Genomic DNA, 19,190 nt, shown 5'->3' with positions numbered 1-19,190 from the left:
CAAAGCCATGTAGCCCTAGGGCCACATACCTTTAAGGAAGATGCGGCAAACCGCCGCACCGGTCAGCGTGAAGACACTCAGATCACGCCGGCCTCGCGCAGGGCATCCATCCGGGCGGTTTCCAGCCCAAGAAGGGTGCCCAGCACCTCTGCGGTATGCTGCCCGAGAGACGGGGGCGGGGTGGTTGCCCCGGCCGGTGTCTCAGAGAACTTAATCGGGCAGGCTACCAGATCGACTGACCCCGCCACCGGATGCGGCAGAGTCTGTTTCAGGCCGCGATAGATCACCTGCGGGTCGGTAAACACCTGATCAAGGGTGTTGATCGGGCCGCAGGGCACGGCTTCATTCTCAAGGGCGGCAATCCACTCGGCGGTGGTTTTGCGCGCCACCATTCCGGCCACTTCAGGCACCAGATCGGCACGGTTCTGCACACGGGAGCGGTTGGTGCGGAACCGTTCGTCTTCTGCCAGTTCCGGCCGTCCGGCCACCGCGCAGAAGCGGGCGAACTGCCCGTCGTTGCCGACAGCCAGAATAATGTGGCCGTCCTGAGTGGCGAACGCCTGATAGGGGACGATGTTCGGATGGGCATTGCCGAGGCGGCCCGGGGCCTTACCGGAGGCAAGGTAGTTCATCGCCTGATTGGCCAGCACCGCCACCTGCACATCCAGCAGGGCCATATCGATATACTGGCCTTCGCCAGTGCGGTCACGGTGAGCAAGCGCGGCGAGTACGGCAACGGTGGAATACATGCCGGTGAAGATATCGGCAAAAGCGACGCCGACTTTCATCGGCATGCCGTCAGGTTCGCCGGTCAGGCTCATCAGCCCGCCCAGCCCCTGAATCATGAAATCGTATCCGGCGCGGTGGGCATAGGGCCCGTCCTGCCCGAAGCCGGTGATCGAGCAGTAAATCAGGTTCGGTTTGATGGCCTTCAGGCTGTCGTAGTCCAGCCCGTATTTCTTCAGACCGCCGACCTTAAAGTTTTCCAGCACCACATCGCAGCGGGCGGCCAGATCACGGATCAGGGCCTGCCCGTCCGGGCTGCCCATGTCGATGGTCACCGACTTCTTGCCACGGTTGGCGGAGAGGTAATAGGCGGCCTCGCTGGTGGGGTTGCCCGCCTCGTCCTTCAGGAACGGAGGGCCCCAGCCACGGGTATCATCCCCGGCACCGGGCCGTTCGACCTTGATGACTTCGGCCCCGAGATCGGCAAGAAGCTGACCTGCCCACGGGCCCGCCAGAACACGAGACAGATCGAGCACGCGGATATGGGACAGCGGACCGGATTTGGCTGCGCCGGACATGGGGGCTTCCTTATGCAGGGCAGAATGGCAGAGAGAGGGTCTCTTCCGCCGGTGGAGCAACACCACCGGCGGAAGAGGGGAACCGATCAGACGACCTTATTGTCCGAGCGGATCAGGAGAAGGCCTGAATACCGGTCTGGGCACGGCCGAGGATCAGCGCATGCACATCGTGGGTGCCTTCATAGGTGTTCACGGTTTCGAGGTTGACCATGTGACGGATCACGTGGAACTCGTCGGAGATGCCGTTGCCGCCGTGCATGTCACGGGCCATACGGGCAATATCCAGCGACTTGCCGACGTTGTTGCGCTTGATCATCGAAACCGCTTCGGGCGCCCAGGTGCCTTCGTCCATCATCCGGCCGACGCGGATGCAGGCCTGAAGGGCCAGGGTGATTTCAGTCTGCATGTCGGCCAGCTTCTTCTGGATCAGCTGGTTGGCAGCCAGCGGGCGCCCGAACTGCTTGCGGTCAAGGGTGTACTGACGGGCAGCGTGCCAGCAGAACTCAGCGGCGCCGAGGGCACCCCAGGCAATGCCGTAACGGGCCTTGTTGAGGCAGCCGAACGGACCGGACAGGCCAGTGGTGTTGGGCATCAGGTTCTCGTCCGGCACGAAAGCGCCGTCGAGGACGATTTCACCGGTGACGGAAGCGCGCAGCGACAGCTTGCCTTCAATCTTCGGGGTGCTGAAGGCGCCCGGGGTTTCCTTGTCGGCGATGGCGCGGTCGACAATGAAGCCCTTAATCTTGTTGTCATGGGCATCAGACTTGGCCCAGACAATGGCGATGTCAGAGATCGGGCTGTTGGTGATCCACATCTTCTGACCGGTCAGCAGATAGCCGCCGTCGACCTTCTTGGCGCGGGTGATCATGCTGCCCGGATCAGAGCCGTGGTTCGGTTCGGTCAGGCCGAAACAGCCGACCCATTCACCGCTCGCCAGCTTCGGCAGATACTTCATCTTCTGCTCTTCCGAGCCGTAAGCGAAGATCGGGTGCATCACCAGCGAGGACTGGACCGACATGGCCGAACGGTAACCGGAGTCAACGCGCTCAACTTCACGGCCGATCAGACCGTAAGCAACGTGGTTGACGCCCGGGCCGCCGTACTGTTCCGGCACGGTCGGGCCGAGAAGGCCGAGCTCGCCCATCTCGTTCATGATTTCGCGGTCGAAGCGTTCTTCACGGAACGCCATCAGAACGCGGGTCTGCAGCTTTTCCTGACAGTAGGCGTGAGCCGCGTCACGGATCAGACGCTCTTCCTCGGTCAGCTGGTCTTCGATCAGAAACGGGTCTTCCCACTTGAAAGCCTGCACAGTGTCTCTCCCTGGCTTGGACGCTGAGTTGGTATCTGCAACGACCATACCCGGGGTTACGGCATAAGGGAAAAACAGTTTCGATCTCTTCTGTATTATTTTTTGTTATATCTATGCCCCGAGGCTGAGTTTTCAGGCATGGGCTGCTGTCGGTTCACTGAAAACAGCCTTCAGGGCCTGCTCCAGCGGGTGCAGGGTACGGGCGGAGAGCAGAGCGCGGGCCACCACACTGTTGCGGGCTTCGGTCGGGGCGGAAGGGGAGATGGCGGCCACCGCCCATACCACATCGTCATTGAACCCCCAGGTGCCAAGCAGATAGGCCCCCAGATCACCGTGGGTCACCTGCAGCAGCCGCTGTTCGGTCTCTGCGACGGTCTGCCCGCTGGCGACGGCTTTCGACAGGGCCAGCGTGTAATGATCAGGGTCGCGGTCGAGCAGGATCAGCATACCGATTTCCGACAGCATACCGGCGATGCGGGCGAACTGGATGTCGCGCTGGGTGCCACCGATCACGCTGGCCCGTTCGGCTGCGGCATTGGCGAGCAGAAGACCCCGGGCTTCGACCATGTTCATCACCCGCGCGGCAGGGCCTGTGGCTTTGAACATCGAGAAGATGCCGACATTCAGCACCAGCAGGCGGATGATCTCGACCCCAAGAATTCTGACGGCCTGATCAACGCTGGTGACTTTGGTGGCCAGAGAAAAGTACTGACTGTTGGTCAGTTTCAGGATTTCCGCCACCATTGCCACATCCCCGGTCATGGCCTGAGCGATGTCAGTGGCATTTGAGACCGGAGAGTCCAGAAGAGCCAGAAGACTGGCGTATTTGCCCGAAGGGGATGGCAGCGCGGTCAGCGCCCCGGCCATGCGGCGCAGGACCGGACTGTTGAAAAACTCGCGCAGCATCAGGGACCGCTGAATGACATCAAACAGGGTGTCTGACGGGCACGGCTTGGCGAGATACTGATGGGCCGGTCCGGCGACGCGGGCGATGGTCTCAGTCCGTGAGTATCCCGACAGAACAATGCGGATCGAGTCCGGGCTGATGATCCTGACTTCCTGCAGCAGGGCGGCCCCGTCCATTCCCGGCATCTGCATGTCACTGACCACCACATCAAAATGCTGGGTCGTCACCAGCGCCAGAGCTTCCTCGGGCGAGGCGGAATACTGGCATGACCACTCGACGGCACGGGTCATCATCAACCGCCGCAGCGCGGACAGAAGGCGGGTGTCGTCATCGACAAACAGGATCGAATACTTTTTCATGATGACACCTGTGCTGTCTGGCCGTGCGCGCCGTCTCCTGAAAGCGTTTCGGGCTGTGTCTGATACTGGGGCAGGGTGCTGCAATCCAGCGGAATGGTGATGGTGAAGGTGGTGCCTTCACCGGGGATGCTGTCGACGGCGATCCGCCCACCGTGTTTGCGGGTGACGATATCGTGGGCGATTGCCAGCCCCTGTCCCGACCCCCGCCCGACATCCTTGGTGGTGAAAAACGGCTCGAAGATCTTGCTCAGGTTTTCTTCCGGGATGCCGCAGCCGCTGTCGGCGATGGAGATGGTGACCACACCATCGGCCTGCCGGGTCTGGATGCGGATCACGCCAAGGTCGGGTTTACGGGCATCCTCAATCGCATGTGCGGCGTTAACCACCATGTTCAGGAACACTTGATTCAGATCGCCGGGCAGACCGATGACCGGGGGCATCGTGGTGTCGAGATCCAGATCGACGGTGGCAACGATTTTCCATTCATTGCGGGAAATCGTGACGGTGTTTTCAATGTTGCGGTTCAGGTCAAAGGGGACCGGGTCTTTCAGGGATGGATGAGAAAACTCCTTCATCGCCAGAACGATGCGGCTGACGGAAGAGATTCCTTCCAGCGTCTGTTCCAGCGCCAGCGGGGCCTCTTCTGCGATGAAGTCGAGATCCATCGCGCCGACGATGCCCGAGACCGCACTCCATGCTTCTTCCAGTGACCGGGTATCCTCGGATTTTTTAACCTCCTCAGCCAGCCGGATCAGATCCGGCAGCAGCGAGGCGACAAAGCGCACATTGTCCCCGATGTACTGGATCGGGGTATTGATCTCGTGGGCGATCCCCCCGGCCAGAGTGCCGATGGCCTCCAGTTTCTGGGCCTGCCGCCGCTCTTCCTCCAGCCGCTTTTCAGCATCCTGCGCGCGGCGCTGTTCACTGACATCGCTGAGGGTCAGCAGGATGCTGTTATCGGGGGAGATCTGGGTGCGGGCCACATAGATCAGTCCGGACCGGCAGCGGAACTCCATCGGTTTGGCGACCCGGGTGTACCAGGCATCAAGATAGTCGTGGATGGCCTGCGGCTCTTCAGCGCAGCTGGTCAGGATGGCGCGCAGGGTCGGCTCCCTGTCGATATGCCCGCCTGCCCGCTCCACCATTTTTCCAAGGCGGCGGTTGCGCATGGTGACGATACCGGCAATTGAGCACAGGGCGAAGCCTTCGGGGATCCCCTCAATGGCGATCCGCAGGCGGGCTTCCGCCGATTGGGCCGCTTCCCGCTCTGTCACCTGCTGGGTAACGTCAGAGCCGATGCCCCGGTAGCCGATGTAGGTCTTGTCCGGGCCGTACAGGGGCTTTCCGCTGATGCGCATATGCCGCATGGTGCCGTCGGGCAGCAGGGCTGAATAGGTGATGTCCGCAAACGGTTTCCGGTCGGCCATTGCCGTTTCAATTTTCTGAACAGTGGCAGAGCTCGACGGTGTGCCTGCAATTTCCCGCCGTGTTTTACCGATCAGGGTGGTGACCGGCATCCCCAGAATGGTTTCAATCTGCTGAGAAAAATAGGTGAAGCGGCCTTCGGTGTCACACTCCCAGACCCAGTCGGTTGCCAGTGTCAGGCAGTCTTCCAGCCGGTCAATCACCAGCGCCTGCTTTTCCCGGCATTGGCGGCTGCGCCGGACGATGCTGAGGCCGAGCGCCCCGGTTGGGACTGCGATGGCGGCAAAGGTGAGTGCGGCGGCGGTGACCGGGTCCATGAGAGTGCCTCCTGACCAACCGTAAAAAGGGGCCGGACGTGGCCGGGGTCAGCTGAAGCGCCGTACCGGGACACGTGTGATCAGGCGTCCGGCAGCTTCCAGCCGACGCAGGGCGTCAATCGTGGCGGCGTCAGCGATGCTGCCCCGGCGGACCAATACGTTGCCCTGCGTGCTGACCACATCGGCGGTGATTTCATCGCCGGGCATCAGGTCACTGACCGAGCTGAGGATGATGCCGGGATTGATGCCGCCCAGTTCTTCGACTTTGGCAATGTGCCACTGGATACCTTCCTGAATCGCCTCGCGCAGCTTTTCGGGGGAGCTTGGCTTCAGCAGGTAGCGGAAGATCTCATCGTTGGCGAGCATCTCGGTGGCAAGGTCAATGCTGGGTTTGCCGGTCAGGATGATCCGTGCCGTCCACGGGGCGATCCGGCGGATCTGCTGCACCAGCTGACGCCCGGTTACGCCGGGCATATCCATGTCCGTGACCGTGACGGCGAAAACCTCACCGGCCATGAACTTCTTCAGGGCTTCAGGGGCATTCCCGGAGGTTTCGACAATAAAATCAGAATGAAACGTCCGGCGGATTGCAGACAGGACATTCTTCTCATCGTCTACAAAGAGGATTCTGTGTCCCATGATGTCTCTCCCTCACCTTCAACGTCAAGTTGGGGATACCTGCCGTCCACCCTGTCTCCAAGAGTAGCGTGTGGCTGCAGAAATACTATGGGCCGGAGAGACTATGCCCGGTGTTTCAAAAGGATATCCCCGCATACAGCGGGGATATCCTTTGGTCGCAGCGCGAGGTGAGGAGGGGGGAAGGGGTCTATTTCCGTTGGATCGGCACCCATTCCGGTTCGGATTTGCCTTTGTTCTCGCGCGCCTTTTTCATCAGCACCAGTTCAAGGGACATTTCCTGCGGTTTTCGCCGCTGCGGCTGGATTTTTTCCCATTCCGGCATGTCTTCGGGTTTGCTGCCGTCTGCGGCTATGACAGGGGCTTCTTCGGGGGGCAGGCCGGCCTGTTGCCGTTCCCAGCGCAGGCGTTCCCATTCCGGCATATCGTCAGGATTTTTGGCAGTCCCGGTATCCCCGGCGGCGTCCGGCCCCTGTTCAGCGCGGCGCTGATGGTGCAGTTTTTCCCATTCCGGCAGGTCTTCGCCTTTTCCCTGAAGTCTGGAGGCGTCGGTCAGGCCACCGGCGTCACGCCCGGCGGCGCTGTCGCCACCGCTGAGGCTCGGGCCGTCCCCGATCGGTCGTGATGTGGCGGCCAGAAGATCAATCGTCGCCGGATTCAGGCGGCCGTCCGGTCCGGCCAGATCCGATGCCTTGACCGAGGCCATGCAGATCGCCGGTTCAGCTTCATTGTCCCCGGTGATCTTGAAGCGTGCGCCCACCAGTTTCTGGCCTAAGGCGATGGCGGCGGCAGTGGCGCGGCGACGCCCTTCCATCGGGGCCAGCTTGGGGAAGGACAGCAGAAAGTTTTCTTCCTGCATCTGTTTCATGATGCAGCCGGGGCCTGCAACCTGACGCAGGGTTGCGTCGGCCAGCAGAATGGCCTTGTTGGAAATGCGCGGCCACAGATCCCCGACAGCGATACGGAACTGTTGCAGGGTGATCAGATGGATTTCGGCGTCCGGTTTCCGTTCCAGCACTTCATCGAGCGACAGCGGAACCCAGTGATCTTCCTCGCCCTCACCTTTATGGATCCGGACAATCGGTTTTGGGGGCTGGGGGGGTGGCGGGCTGTCGAAACCGAGCATGCTTTTCAGCGAAGAGAAAAGCCCTTTTGGCTGACCGCCGGCCTTCTGCCGGGTGTTGTTTGCCATCGTGCCTGAGTGCTCCGGGTGGGGGCGTCCGTATATGAGGTCTTTCTGATTTCCGGGATGCGGGGTATTCAATCACCGGTTCTGTTGATGAATCCCACCCTGCCGGAAAAAGACAGTCAGGCATGATAATTCATGGCTTCCCGCACGCAAAGGGCTTTGCCAGAGGTTGCGCCGGGGGGTAGGGTGATATGATAACCGGCTTAAGAACCACGTCTGAGATCAGGCCTGCGGTCAGCGGGGTCGGAGAGGCCAGACGAAGGGGACGGCCAAATGCTTACGGGTGGACAATAAAATGGACTTGCGGCAGTTGCGGTACTTCGTGGGTATCGCGGACCATGGGTCGCTGACACGGGCCGCCGAGGCGCTGCGGGTTGCCCAGCCCGCGCTGAGCCAGCATCTGCGAAAACTGGAAGAAGAGCTGGGCAGCGAACTGGTGCTGCGCACCCCGCGCGGCGTGGTGCCGACGGAAACCGGGGAGCGGCTGCTGGAGCGGGCACGCCTGCTGCTGCGGCAGGTTGATGCCCTGCGTGAGGAAATCCGCGGCGTGGAAACCATGCCCTCCGGGCCGGTGACGATCGGGATTCCGACGTCTCTCGGCCCGGTGCTGTCAGTCCCGCTGGCGCTGGCGGTGCGGCAGGAGTATCCGGATATCCGCCTGCGGGTGATTGAAGGTCTGTCCGGCCATACGCTGGAATGGCTGCGGGCCGGGCAGGTTGATCTGGCGCTGGTATTCGGGGCGGAGGATATTCCCGGCCTGACCGTGCAGGTGGTGGCGACGGAAGATCTGCACCTGGTCGCCCCGCAGTATGATCGTCAGCTGGCCCGGCTGCGGGAACAGACCGGCGGAGACCACGTCCGTTTCTCCGGGTTGCAGGATCTGCCGTTGATTCTGCCCGGCCGCCCGCATGGCGTGCGCGAAGAGGTGGAAGCCACCGCCCGCAGCATGGGGGTGCCGCTGGATGTGGTGATCGAGATGGATGCGCTGGACCATATCAAGGCGCTGGTATCTGCCGGGGCCGGGTATACCGTACTGTCGGAGCGGATCGCCCGCAGCGGCATGCACGGTGCGCGGCTGGAAACCGCGCCGATCCGCTATCCGTCGATCACCCGTACAATTCATCTGGCCCATTCGGCGGAACGGCCGCTGACCATTGCCGCCCGCACCGTGCGGGATATGACCCTGCGCAAGCTGGAAACCGTAACGGTCAATGGCCGCTGGCGTGATACGGCCCTGCCGAATTCGGTCCTGACAGAATAGGTCTGACCACTCCGTCCCGGATTTCCCACGCTGCATCGGTCAGCGGCAGGATGTCCGGGCGGTGGGTGACCAGCAGGCAGGCACAACCGGATTGCCGGATCATGCCGAGTAATCCGGGCAGCCGCCCGCCTTCCAGACCGCTCAGGGCTTCATCCAGAATCAGCAGGGCCGGGCGGGTCAGCATCACCTGCGCCAGCGCCAGAAGCCGCCCGTGTCCGGCAGGCAGGCTGGTGCCGCTGATCACGGCCTGCAACCCCATTGGCAGGGCGGCGATGGTGTCGGCCATGCCGACCGCCTGAAGGGCCTGCCAGCAGTCCGCTTCTGATGCTGCCCCATTCCCTGAAACCAGAGACCGCACCGTGCCGACCGGCAGCCTGTCATCCTGCTCCAGCCAGCCGGTACGGGACTGAAGATCTTCCAGCATGGCTGTATCGGCTGACAGGCCGTTGAGGGTAATGCCGCCGGAGTGCGGGGTCATGATCCCGGTCAGCAGGCGGGTCAGGGTGGTTTTACCGCAGCCTGACGGTCCGCACAGCGCGGTGATGGTGCCCGGTCGCAGGGTCAGTGGGGCGGCCATGCCCGCAATCAGCGGTGCGGGGGCTCCGGGCAAGGTAAAGGCCAGATTGTCTGCCGTCAGTGTCAGTGGGCCCCGGGAAGGGGGGGCTGGCAGGACATTGCGATGCCCGGCGAACATAACGGGATGACGGACTGCGGCAGCAGCCAGACCGCCCCCGTGCCGGAGCGCCACGGCCAGAACGACGGCAGTCAGACACAGGGCAGGCAGCGGGACCGTGGCAAGGCCGGGGGCGATCAGGCCTGCGAGGATCAGCAGCAGGGGGCCGAGATCGGCCAGAGCCATGCCCAGATGGGCGGGCCACTGTCTGCGGTCGAGGGCCTGCTGATTCTGCCGCCAGTGGGTCAGGGCGGCGATGTCGGCAGACAGCAGGCGCAGGGATAAAAGAGCCCCGAGGGTCTGCGACAGACTGCGGCGCAGCTGGAGACTGCGTGGATGCAGGACCCGCAGGCGATGACTGTACCAGATGGCGGTCAGCAGGGTGATACCGGTCAGCGGCAAAATCACCGGCAGCAGGGGGCTTCCGGCGGCGGCAATCCCGGCAGCGGTCAGAAGCGGCGGCAGGGCGGTCAGGGCCGGAAGACCGGCACGTATGGTGTCGAGCCAGTCGGGTAGCCATGGATCGACCCGTTCCGGCCTTTCCTTCCGCAGGACCGGCAGCGGTAGAAACAGCAGCCAGCTCCACAGGCTGGCATGGGCTTTAAGCAGGGACGTCTCATTCCGGCTGCGCAGCCACTGATCGACTAGCAGGCTACAGGCCGTGGCCGCCGCCAGAAGTGCAGAGGTTGCGGCAGTTGCCCCGGCCTGAATCAGGGTCCCGGCCAGTGCGGCAGGCAGGCACAGCAGCAGGGCAAGCCCTGTCGCCCGCCATAACAGGGGGGCGAGCGGCGGGGCGATGAGGCTGACCGGATGGGGGGCCAGTGCCTCTGTCTCTGTTGGTCCTTTTACTCGGACCGGGTTGGGGCCGGGCCGCAGCCTCCAGCGTCCGGCGCTGCGGATCAGCAGCGGCAGGGCGGACCGTTGCGGCTGGTCTTCCGGTCGCAGGCGTATCCGCCGGGTCAGGACCCCGGAATGAAGCAATGCCGTCCGGATCGTCAGGCCGGTCTGGGGCAGGGACAGTTGATCCGGTGCGCGCCCGGTCAGGTGGTGGGCCGTTTCCTGTACGATCAGGCGATCCTGATCGCTCAAGGGGGCGGCTTCTGCCGGTGGCAGGGGGGTGGTTTCTGTCACTGCCTGCGGGAGCGCGGCGCCGTCTTCCTGCCATGGCAGAAAACCCGCTGCGGTCAGGGTCAGGGCCTGATCTGCCATCCGCAGCGATTCCGGGCGCTGGGTGACGGTCACCAGACCGATCCCGGCATCGCGCAGGGCATGACGGACGCGCTGTTCCAGCGCCGGATCAAGGCTGTCAAACGCCTCGTCCACCAAGATCAGCGTCGGGTCCGTCAGCAGGGCGCGGGCAAGGGCCAGCCGCCGCCGTTGCCCGCCGCTGAAGGTGACAGCACCATCGGGGATGCTTGCGTCCAGCCCGCCCCGGTGGGAGAGGAAGGGCCATGCCTCTGCCCGCCGCAGGGCCTGTTCGATCCGCCGGTCATCGGCGGGGATTGCCCCCGACAGGCTGAGGCTGTCCCGCAGAGAGCCCGCCGGAAACGGCTCCTGCCCGTCAAGCAGGACAATCCGCTGCGGGCGGAGGAGCGTGCCGCTGCCGGGGCAGTCCAGACCGGCCAGAATCCGTAACAGGGTGCTTTTTCCACAGCCGGACGGGCCGGTCAGGCTGATCTGCTGTGGGGCGGTCACGGTCAGCGACAGGCCGGCGAACAGCGGTGGCCCGTCTGGCCGGTAGCTGAAGGTCAGCCCGCTGGCCTTGAGGCTGTCTCCACCGGGGGCTGGCGGGGATGGCACCGGCGGGGCCAGAAGATCAGACAGAGCCGGGGCGGTGCGCTGCACCTGAATCAGGCTGGGCAGACTATCGGTCAGCCGCCACAGACAGAACAGGCAAAACAGGGTGAGAAGGGCCTGCGGGGGCGGTAAGGGCCCGGCCCAACCCAGTCCGCTCCAACCCAGTCCGGCAACACAGGCCATCATCAGCACCGGCCCGGCACTGGCCCGGCGCAGGGCGCGGTCCGCCCGGTGGCGGTTGAGAACGGTCTGGGCTGCTGATCCGTTCAGGCTGGCCCACAGGCTGCTGCGCTGGCCTGAAAAGGCCCAGTCGGTATCGCGGGTCAGTGTCTGGCCGTCCAGTCCGGGGAGGCGTAACTCCTGCGGGGAAAACCGCCGCCACGGAGCGGTGCGGTCACTGACCGCCACCAGCAACGGCAGGGCAGCCAGCCCGGTCAGTCCGACACAGGCCAGCCCGAGCAGGGCAGGGCCACTGAACGGCAGGAGCGTGAGAAACACCGGCAGCAGCAGCAGATCAAGCACCCGGGCCCCGGTCTTACTGCCGAGGGCCTGTCCGGGGGAGATCAGGGCCATCACCTGCCCCAGAATCCGGTCCGGTCCGCGCATGCTGAAATAGCGCCCGGGCTGAGCGGTCAGGGTGTGGCAGGCGGCATCGCGCAGGGCATCCGTCAGGGTCGGTCCGGTCATGGCCAGCAGCAGGCTACGCCCGGCCAGCAGCGCAGCAGTAAGCGCCAGCGCGGGCAGGGGGGGGAGGATCGCCACCGCTGCCAGTGCAACCGTTATCGCCGTCAGCAGCGTCAGGATCCCGGCGGCGCTGGCATTCAGCAGAATTTGCCGTCGCCTGACGGGGGGAATCGCCTGCCACACCGGCCCCCAGTCCCGCCGCAGACGGTTCAGGGCCCGTGTCAGCGGGCCCCGGCGCACTGCGGAGCCCGGAGGTGGCCGCATCAGCAGAACGATCCCGGTGAAGCGCTCTGAAAACTCCGACAGGGGCAGCTCAGCCGGGCCGACGGCAGGGTCGTTGACCTGCACCCGGGTGGCCGTGATCCCTTCCACCACCATCATGTGGTTGAAGTCAGTCTGGACGATCAGCGGAAATCCCAGATCCGTCAGCCCGTCGATATCGCGGCTGTAGGCCTTGGCCTCCAGACCATAACGGCGGGCCAGACGCAACAGCTCGACGGCGGTGGTGCCATTCTGGCTGAGGCCACTGTCCTGCCGCAGGGTATCCAGCGGCACCGGCATACCGTAATGGTCAAGCAGGATCGCCAGCGCCGTCAGGGCGCATTCGGTCAGCTCGTTCTGAAGATAGACCGGAGTGCGGATCAGGAGCCGACCCCCAGCATTTTCAGCATCCGGTTAAAACGGTCCCCGGCGAGGGAAACGGTATCAAGCACCGACTCATCCAGTTCATCGGCGGCCAGCCCCTGATCGGCGTCCTCTTCCTGCGCCGTCCCATAGCCAAGGCGGGTGACGGTGGCGCGCAGACGGTCGGACAGGAAGCAGGCGATGGCGCGGTAAAAGCGCATGCCAAAGCCCATATCCTCGGCGATCCGCCGTTCAATGGCAGCCTTGTCCAGCTCCAGCACCACGCAGTTTTCCAGCGACAGCACCGACGCGGCGGGGGGAGCCTTATCGACAAAGGACATTTCGCCGACAATTTCACCGCTGCCGAGCCGGGCGACCCGACCGATGCCGTTGACCTGCACCTCCAGATGGCCGTCGAGCAGGATGAACATCGCCGAAACCGGCTGCCCCTGCCGGATCAGGGTTTCCCCTGCCGGGACCTCCCGCCGTCTGCCATTGCGGGCCAGCCATTCAGCATCCTGATCGGTCAGCTGACCGAGAATATAGAGAACCTTGCGCATGGAGTGTCCTATGGGCTGAGAGAGCGTTACAGAAGCTGGCGGCGGGCGAGGGCGGCAAAGGCCCCGTTCTGTGCCATCAGGGCGTCATAGGGGCCATCTTCGACCAGCCGCCCGCCGTCAAGCACCAGAATACGGTCGGCGTGACGGATGGTGCTGAGGCGGTGGGCGACCACGATCCGGGTGGCGGTCAGGCCGGAAAGGGTTTCGGAAACAACGGCCTGCGTCAGGTTATCCAGCGCACTGGTGGCCTCGTCCAGCAGCAGCATCGCCGGACGGCGGACCAGAGCGCGGGCGATCAGCAGCCGCTGCCGCTGCCCGCCGGACAGGCTGGCCCCGCCATCGGGCAGGACCGTATGCATGCCCATCGGCATTGCCTGAATATCGCTGTCGAGACCGGCCATGCGGGCGGCATCCCATGCCTCATCCTGCCCGAGGCCGGAGGTGCCGACGATGTTGTCAAGCACGCTGCCGCTCATCACCCGGCCATGTTGCAGCACCACGCCCATCTGGCGGCGCAGGATATCGACATCCAGCGTTTCCAGCGGCTGACCGTCAAACCGCAGGTCGCCTTCCGAAGGGATTTCAAAGCCGGTCAGCAGGCGCAGCAGGGTTGATTTTCCGCTGCCGGAAGCCCCGACGATGGCCACAAACTGCCCGGCCTCGATGCGGAATGACAGCCGGTCCAGCACCAGCGGATCACCGGGGCCATAGCGGAACGACAGGCCGGAGGCTTCGATGGTGCCTTTCAGTGTGCCGGGGTCACGGCGTTGGCCGGTTGACTCCGGGACGGCCTCAATAATCGGCCGGGCCCGTTGCAGATAGGGGATTGCCCCCAGCGCCCCGGTCAGGGCCAGCACGCCGGAGGTCATCGCCCCGATGAACTGCCCGAAGGCGGTGTTGAAGGCGATAAAATCGGCGGTACTCATGGCCGCAGCGGCTTTCGCCGGGTCCGGCGCGGTCGCCTGTGCCGTCAGGGCGTCTTTCAGAAACCATGCGGTACAGGCAAAAATCACCAGAGAACACAGCAGTGGGAAGCCGGACAGAAAGATCTCTGTCAGGTTTGCCCAGCGTTGCGAGGCAACCAGATGCTGTTGCTGCCGGGCATAGGCACTGGCCCACGCCCCCAGTCCGCGCCGTTCTGCGGCAGAGACCCGCAGTTTGGCGATGCCGTTCAGCAATTGCAGCACCAGCCCCTGTACCCGCCCGGCCTGCGCCAGTTTCATCGCCTCGTGCCGGACCTGACGGGATGAGGTGACGGCGATCACCCCGCAGCCGGTCAGCACCAGTGCCAGCGCCACACAGGCCAGCTTGACATGATAGACAAACAGCAGCCCCAGACTGGGCAGGGCGACCAGCATGCCGACCATCCCCCCCAGCACCGCCGAAGACAGCAGGGAACGGGCATGATGGACGCTGAGGGCGCGGTCCGTCAGATCCCCGATGGTATAAGCCTTGAAAAAACCGACCGGCAGCCGCAGCAGGCGGTCAAACAGGGCCGACTGGGTCCGCCAGTCGGCCCGGCCTTCCATCCGTACCAGCAGCAGGGCGCGGGCTGCCTCAAAGGCCCCGGCCCCCAAAGCCATCAGGATCAGCGCGGCGGCGATCTGCCACAGGTCACTGAGCGCCGCGGCGGGAATGATATGTTCAAACAGCCAGCCGGAGGCTACCGGAACGGCAGACGACAGGGCTGCCCCGGCCGCGGCGATCAGGATCATTGTCCGCCGGTCCGGGCCACCGTCGGCAAAGGCAAAGCGGATCACCTGACCCCATGACGACAGGCGCAGCGGCAGGCGGGGATAGGCCAGATCGGCATTGGCGGACAGGGTTTCCGCCAGCTCTGCCGTCACCGGCTGCGGGGCGGGCAGAGCCGGATCATGCAGCAGATAATGACCGCCCTGACCGGGGATCAGGGCAACCGTGCGGTCATCACGGCGGGCCAGCATCGGGCCGTAGGCAGTCCGCCACCACAGGCCGCGCAGCTGGACCGGGCGCAGGCGGACACCGGCCTGTTTCAGCCGTTCCTGTGCGGAAAGATTCCGTTGGCCGGGGCGCGGTGGTGGCACCGGAACGCTCAGCGCGTGCAGGACCAGTGCATACAGAGTTCCTTCGGGGTCGGCCCCGGCCCCGGCCTCGGCCAGTGATGGTGGCGGGGCCGGGCGGGCGGCGATGGCTGCTGCAATCGCCCGGAAACCATCCGCCAGTCCGCTGTCTGCCGCCTGCTGCCGCCCGTCCTGACGCTCGGTGGCCCGGGCATCGCGCTGGGCCAGCCGGGTGCGCAGGGCTTCGGCCAGCGCGTGCAGAAAGGCCGGATCCCCGGCGGAAACACCGGGGAGGACGGCGGAAAACCGGGGCTCCCACGGTTCGGGCAGGCGGTCGGTCAGCGGCAGGATGGCGGCATCAAGGGCGGGCACCGCGATCACCGGCGGCAGGGTATCGGGCAGGGGGGAGAGGGTGTCGCCGGTTTCCACCGAGAACAGATATAACCGCCGCCCGCCGGGCGAGACAGCAAACACATCGGCCCGGCCCTGACGGAGACCCCATCCGGGGCCGTCAGCGCCGGTCAGCAGAATGTCACGGGTCTGGGGAGAGCTGTCCGTCATCACATCGTTCCCACCAGGCGGGCGTAGTCGCCGTTACGGGCCATCAGCTCCTCATGCCGTCCCCGCTCCATGATCTGGCCATGGTGCAGGACAATGATCTCGTCACAGTCGCGGATGGTGCTCAGGCGGTGGGCGACAATCAGGCAGGTGCAGCCACGCCGCCGCAGATTGTCATCAACGGCCTTTTCCGTTGCCGGATCGAGGGCCGAGGTCGCCTCGTCAAGCACCAGCAGGGCGGGGTCTGTGGACAGGGCGCGGGCCAGCTCGATCCGCTGGCGCTGTCCGCCGCTGAAATTGCTGCCGCCTTCGCTGATCCGGCAGTCGTCCAGACCGCCGCGTTCCTGCACATCCATCAGGATTTCGGCATCGGCCAGCGCCTGCACCAGATCGGCATCATCGGCGTTGGGGTTCCACAGGGTCAGGTTCTCGCGCACGCTGCCCTCAAACAGAAAGATATCCTGATCGACATAGCCAAGGGTGGCGGCAGTGCGGTCCGGTGACAGGGCGGTCAGCGGCTGACCGTCCAGCAGGATCTCTCCGCTCCAGGGGGCCAGAAGCCCCCCGGCCAGCCGCCCGAGCGTGCTTTTGCCACTGCCGGAGCCGCCGACCAGCGCCACACGCTGCCCCGGGCGCACGGTCAGGCTGATACCGTCGAGAAGCGGCGGATCGAGCGGGCTGTAGCCGAAGGTGACAGACCGGAATTCCAGACTGCCTGCCGGGGGCGTCGCATCGGCGGCGCTGTGATCAACCGGGGTGGGCAGCGGATACCGGAAGGCGTCCTGCAACCGGGTCAGGTCAGCCCGTGCGGCCTGCAGGTTACCGCCCAGCTGCATCAGTTTGGCGACCGGGGTCGAGAAGCTGGACATCAGGGTCTGAAATGCGACCAGCCCGCCCAGTGTCAGGTCACCCGACATCACCCGGTATCCGCCGACCCCCAGAATCAGGGCGGTGGTCAGGCCGGAAAGGACCGAAGGCAATACCCCCAGCAGGGCTGAGGACAGGGCAAATGTCTGGGTCGTACCAAGGGCCCCGGCCTGATAGCCGGACCAGCGGGCGAAGGCTTCCTGCTCCAGCCCGTTGACCTTGATGGTTTCGATGGCGGTCAGGGTGCCGACGGTGGCGGCGGCCAGCTTACCCTGTGCCATTGCCATGGCCCCGGACTGTTCTTCCCGCCTGCGGTTGATGCGCCGCAGGGCAAAAACGTTCAGCGAGGCCAGCCCGATGCCGATTGCCGCCAGCAGCGGATCATACAGCACCATCACGATGGCGAAAAACAGCAGCGACAGGGCATTGAAGGCGTTTGTCGCCAGTTCTCCGGACATCAGCCGGGCGATATGGTCCCCGGCGGCGACGCGCCCGGCCAGATCCCCGGGCTGCCGCTGAAGGAAGAACGCCATCGGCAACGCCAGCAGACGGCGCAGGTATTCCCCGGCGATCCCCGAGGCCAGCCGCGCTTCCAGCCTGAGCAGGGTGGTCTGCTGGATGGTGGTCAGGACCAGCCGCACCAGTGCGGTCATCGCCATGCCCAGACACAGCGGGCGCAGCCAGTCTTCCATCCGTGCCACCAGCACGCTGTCGATGAAGACTTTCGAGAAGGTCGGCAGCAGAATACCGGGCACAACCAGCAGCAGGCTGGCCAGCAGGGCAAGCGCCACTGCCCCGCCGGACCCGCTAAGGGTGTGCAGTAGGGCGGGCATCAGCGACGGGCGGGTGCCTTTGCGGGTGAAGTCATCGGTGGGGGAGAATGTCAGGACCACCCCGGTGAAGGCTTCCTCGACTTCCGCCGTTTTCACCGTGGTCGGCCCTTTGGCCGGATCGTTAAGGAAATGGGTTTCGCCCTTCCGGCCTTCGTAAACCAGAAAGTGGTTGAAGTTCCAGTGGATGATCGCCGGGACCGGCACCTCATCAAGCTGGTGGACCTCTTTACGGAAGCCTTTGGCCGCCAGACCGTGCCGTCGTGCCGCCTTCAGCACATTGGAGGCTTTACTGCCATCGCGTGAGACGCCGCACTCTTCCCGCAGCTGTTCCAGCGGCACCCAGGCCCCGTGATGGGCCAGCACCATGGCCAGAGAGGCAGCCCCGCATTCCACCATCTCCATCTGCAGGATGCTCGGGGTGCGGGCGCGGCGGTTGCCGCTGCGGCCAGACCACAGGCGTTGCCACCGGGCCCGTAGTGAGGAGAGGGAGAAACCGGCCATCATCAGGGCATCGCGCCGGTCAGTTTGCGCAGGGCAGGCAGCACCAGATCAATCGGGCGGCGGCGCTCCACCGTCACGTCGGCCTTAACCGTGGTGCCGGAGGTCAGAACCATGTCGGGGCCGCGGCCCGAGGTCCAGCGGTAGCCGCTGGGGCTGGCGGGGTTGGTTTCCATATCCACCTCCACCGCATAGGGGGCGCCTTTCTTGGCCAGCAGCTCGATCAGGCCGGGATTGGGCAGAATGGCGGCCATGCCGGTGGTGGTGACCGGAAATTCCGACACATCGCGGACAGTGGCGGTCAGGCTGCCCCATTCTTCTTTTTTGACGGTGTCCGGGGTGATCCGCACGGTCATGCCGGGACGGACCTTCTTGCCGTCCTCAGTGCCGACAAATACCACCGTTTTCAGGCGGGTGCTGCCGCTTTCGATGGTCAGCACCGGTTCCCCGACGCCGATCACCGATCCGGCTGAGCGCTTGACCTCAATCACCCGCCCGGTGGCCGGGGCAGTGACGACGGACTGTTCATCCAGACGGGCGCTCAGTTCCCGTTTCTGGCGGCTGGCATCATTCAGGCGGGCTTCCAGTTCGGTCAGCTCGCTGTCCTGCCGCAGTTTGGTTTCCAGCGCCTCAGCATCCAGCCTCAGCAGGTCAGAGCGGGCACTGGCGGCCTCGCGCTGGGCTTTGGATAGTTCGGTCCGGGTTTCCTGAACCCGCTGGCGGGTGGAGATGCCCTGTGCCGCCATCTGTTCCAGCTGGGTCAGCAGCGATTGCAGGTATCCGGCATGCTGGTTGGCGGCATCCACGGTCTGGGACAGGGCCTGACGGCGTTGGTCGAGGTTGCGCTGCTTGATTGTCTGCTCGCGGGCGAACCCTTCTTTCCGGCGGGCCAGCTCGGCCTGACGTTCCGCGATCAGGTCATCGAGATTGCGGATCTGCTGCACCAGATTGCCCTGACTGATCCGGGCAATGGTCTGGCCTTCGGTCACCGTGTCCCCGACGGCAGGCAGAATGCTGGCCAGTGTGCCTGCTGCCGGAGCCATCGCGTCGCTGAGGCGGCCTTTTTCAGACAGCAGAATTCCCTGTCCTTTGACGGTGGTCGGCAGCGTACCGAGAAAGCCCCACAGGATGGTCGCTGCAGTCAGAACGGCAACGGTGGACAGGGCAATCCAGCCGCGCGGGTCGGTAAGGGTCACCAGCCGGTCAAGCTGCTCGGGGGAAGCCAGCCGGTCCAATGCGGCCTGCCGGAAAACCTGACGTGTCATCGTGGCCTCGGTGAAGGGATCAGAGCCGGTTGGAAGCAGGACAGGGAAACAGACTGCCGCCGTGGCGGTCAAACCGGCGGGGTGG

At 64.6% G+C, this 19,190-nt stretch carries 12 protein-coding genes; 1 reads left to right on the top strand and 11 read right to left on the bottom strand.

The genetic code is table 11. The annotated features are described in order from the left end of the window. Window positions 1-77 precede the first annotated feature (77 nt). From G365_RS0116910 to G365_RS0116885, 6 genes are all read right to left on the bottom strand, one after another. Window positions 78-1,304, bottom strand: coding sequence for a CaiB/BaiF CoA transferase family protein (locus tag G365_RS0116910; RefSeq protein ID WP_019646724.1), 1,227 nt, complete (start codon window positions 1,302-1,304; stop codon window positions 78-80). 112 nt (window positions 1,305-1,416) lie between these two features. Beyond that, window positions 1,417-2,613, bottom strand: coding sequence for an acyl-CoA dehydrogenase (locus G365_RS0116905; protein ID WP_019646723.1), 1,197 nt, complete (start codon window positions 2,611-2,613; stop codon window positions 1,417-1,419). Between the two features lie 132 nt (window positions 2,614-2,745). Continuing rightward, complete coding sequence (locus tag G365_RS22135; RefSeq protein WP_019646722.1) at window positions 2,746-3,879, bottom strand: HDOD domain-containing protein; 1,134 nt, start codon at window positions 3,877-3,879, stop codon at window positions 2,746-2,748. After that, window positions 3,876-5,621: an ATP-binding protein gene (locus G365_RS23215; protein WP_019646721.1), complete on the bottom strand. Its 1,746-nt coding sequence runs from the start codon at window positions 5,619-5,621 to the stop codon at window positions 3,876-3,878. The genes G365_RS22135 and G365_RS23215 overlap by 4 nt, the downstream gene beginning before the upstream one ends. A gap of 48 nt (window positions 5,622-5,669) precedes the next feature. Further along, window positions 5,670-6,260, bottom strand: coding sequence for a response regulator (locus G365_RS0116890; RefSeq protein WP_019646720.1), 591 nt, complete (start codon window positions 6,258-6,260; stop codon window positions 5,670-5,672). A 187-nt stretch (window positions 6,261-6,447) separates the two neighbouring features. Further along, complete coding sequence (locus tag G365_RS0116885; RefSeq protein WP_019646719.1) at window positions 6,448-7,449, bottom strand: hypothetical protein; 1,002 nt, start codon at window positions 7,447-7,449, stop codon at window positions 6,448-6,450. 292 nt (window positions 7,450-7,741) lie between these two features. Here G365_RS0116885 and G365_RS0116875 point away from each other — a divergent pair, with 292 nt between their 5' ends. Beyond that, window positions 7,742-8,707 carry a LysR family transcriptional regulator gene (locus G365_RS0116875; RefSeq protein ID WP_019646717.1) on the top strand — a complete coding sequence of 322 codons (966 nt, stop codon included), beginning with the start codon at window positions 7,742-7,744 and terminating at the stop codon, window positions 8,705-8,707. Here the strand turns inward: G365_RS0116875 and G365_RS0116870 are convergent. From G365_RS0116870 to G365_RS0116850, 5 genes are read right to left on the bottom strand one after another with little or no spacing between them, the layout of a single operon-like run. Then, a complete protein-coding gene (locus tag G365_RS0116870) occupies window positions 8,655-12,503 on the bottom strand; it encodes an ATP-binding cassette domain-containing protein (protein WP_281164090.1) in 3,849 nt (1,282 codons plus the stop codon). The genes G365_RS0116875 and G365_RS0116870 overlap by 53 nt on opposite strands. After that, complete coding sequence (locus G365_RS0116865) at window positions 12,503-13,045, bottom strand: cyclic nucleotide-binding domain-containing protein (protein WP_019646715.1); 543 nt, start codon at window positions 13,043-13,045, stop codon at window positions 12,503-12,505. Before G365_RS0116865 ends, G365_RS0116870 begins: the two co-directional genes overlap by 1 nt. A gap of 26 nt (window positions 13,046-13,071) precedes the next feature. Continuing rightward, window positions 13,072-15,645 carry an NHLP bacteriocin export ABC transporter permease/ATPase subunit gene (locus G365_RS22125; protein ID WP_019646714.1) on the bottom strand — a complete coding sequence of 858 codons (2,574 nt, stop codon included), beginning with the start codon at window positions 15,643-15,645 and terminating at the stop codon, window positions 13,072-13,074. After that, entirely contained in the window at window positions 15,645-17,846 is a 2,202-nt protein-coding gene (locus G365_RS0116855; RefSeq protein WP_019646713.1) for an NHLP family bacteriocin export ABC transporter peptidase/permease/ATPase subunit, read from the bottom strand. Before G365_RS0116855 ends, G365_RS22125 begins: the two co-directional genes overlap by 1 nt. Next, window positions 17,846-19,105: an NHLP bacteriocin system secretion protein gene (locus G365_RS0116850; RefSeq protein WP_026345450.1), complete on the bottom strand. Its 1,260-nt coding sequence runs from the start codon at window positions 19,103-19,105 to the stop codon at window positions 17,846-17,848. The genes G365_RS0116855 and G365_RS0116850 overlap by 1 nt, the downstream gene beginning before the upstream one ends. Window positions 19,106-19,190 lie beyond the last annotated feature (85 nt).

It is taken from the genome of Novispirillum itersonii subsp. itersonii ATCC 12639 (assembly GCF_000381985.1).
Taxonomy (GTDB): domain Bacteria; phylum Pseudomonadota; class Alphaproteobacteria; order Rhodospirillales; family Rhodospirillaceae; genus Novispirillum; species Novispirillum itersonii.
The sequence above is the reverse complement of the archived record's forward strand: the minus strand, read 5'-3'. Positions and strand labels throughout refer to the sequence as shown.

Excerpts from the sequence above, each read along its gene's own strand:
- G365_RS0116855 (WP_019646713.1), bottom strand. The coding sequence starts at position 17,846 with ATGATGGCCGGTTTCTCCCTCTCCTCACTACGGGCCCGGTGGCAACGC.
- G365_RS0116850 (WP_026345450.1), bottom strand. The coding sequence starts at position 19,105 with ATGACACGTCAGGTTTTCCGGCAGGCCGCATTGGACCGGCTGGCTTCC.
- G365_RS23215 (WP_019646721.1), bottom strand. The coding sequence starts at position 5,621 with ATGGACCCGGTCACCGCCGCCGCACTCACCTTTGCCGCCATCGCAGTC.
- G365_RS0116890 (WP_019646720.1), bottom strand. The coding sequence starts at position 6,260 with ATGGGACACAGAATCCTCTTTGTAGACGATGAGAAGAATGTCCTGTCT.
- G365_RS22125 (WP_019646714.1), bottom strand. The coding sequence starts at position 15,645 with ATGACGGACAGCTCTCCCCAGACCCGTGACATTCTGCTGACCGGCGCT.
- G365_RS0116910 (WP_019646724.1), bottom strand. The coding sequence starts at position 1,304 with ATGTCCGGCGCAGCCAAATCCGGTCCGCTGTCCCATATCCGCGTGCTC.
- G365_RS0116875 (WP_019646717.1), top strand. The coding sequence starts at position 7,742 with ATGGACTTGCGGCAGTTGCGGTACTTCGTGGGTATCGCGGACCATGGG.
- G365_RS0116885 (WP_019646719.1), bottom strand. The coding sequence starts at position 7,449 with ATGGCAAACAACACCCGGCAGAAGGCCGGCGGTCAGCCAAAAGGGCTT.
- G365_RS0116865 (WP_019646715.1), bottom strand. The coding sequence starts at position 13,045 with ATGCGCAAGGTTCTCTATATTCTCGGTCAGCTGACCGATCAGGATGCT.
- G365_RS22135 (WP_019646722.1), bottom strand. The coding sequence starts at position 3,879 with ATGAAAAAGTATTCGATCCTGTTTGTCGATGACGACACCCGCCTTCTG.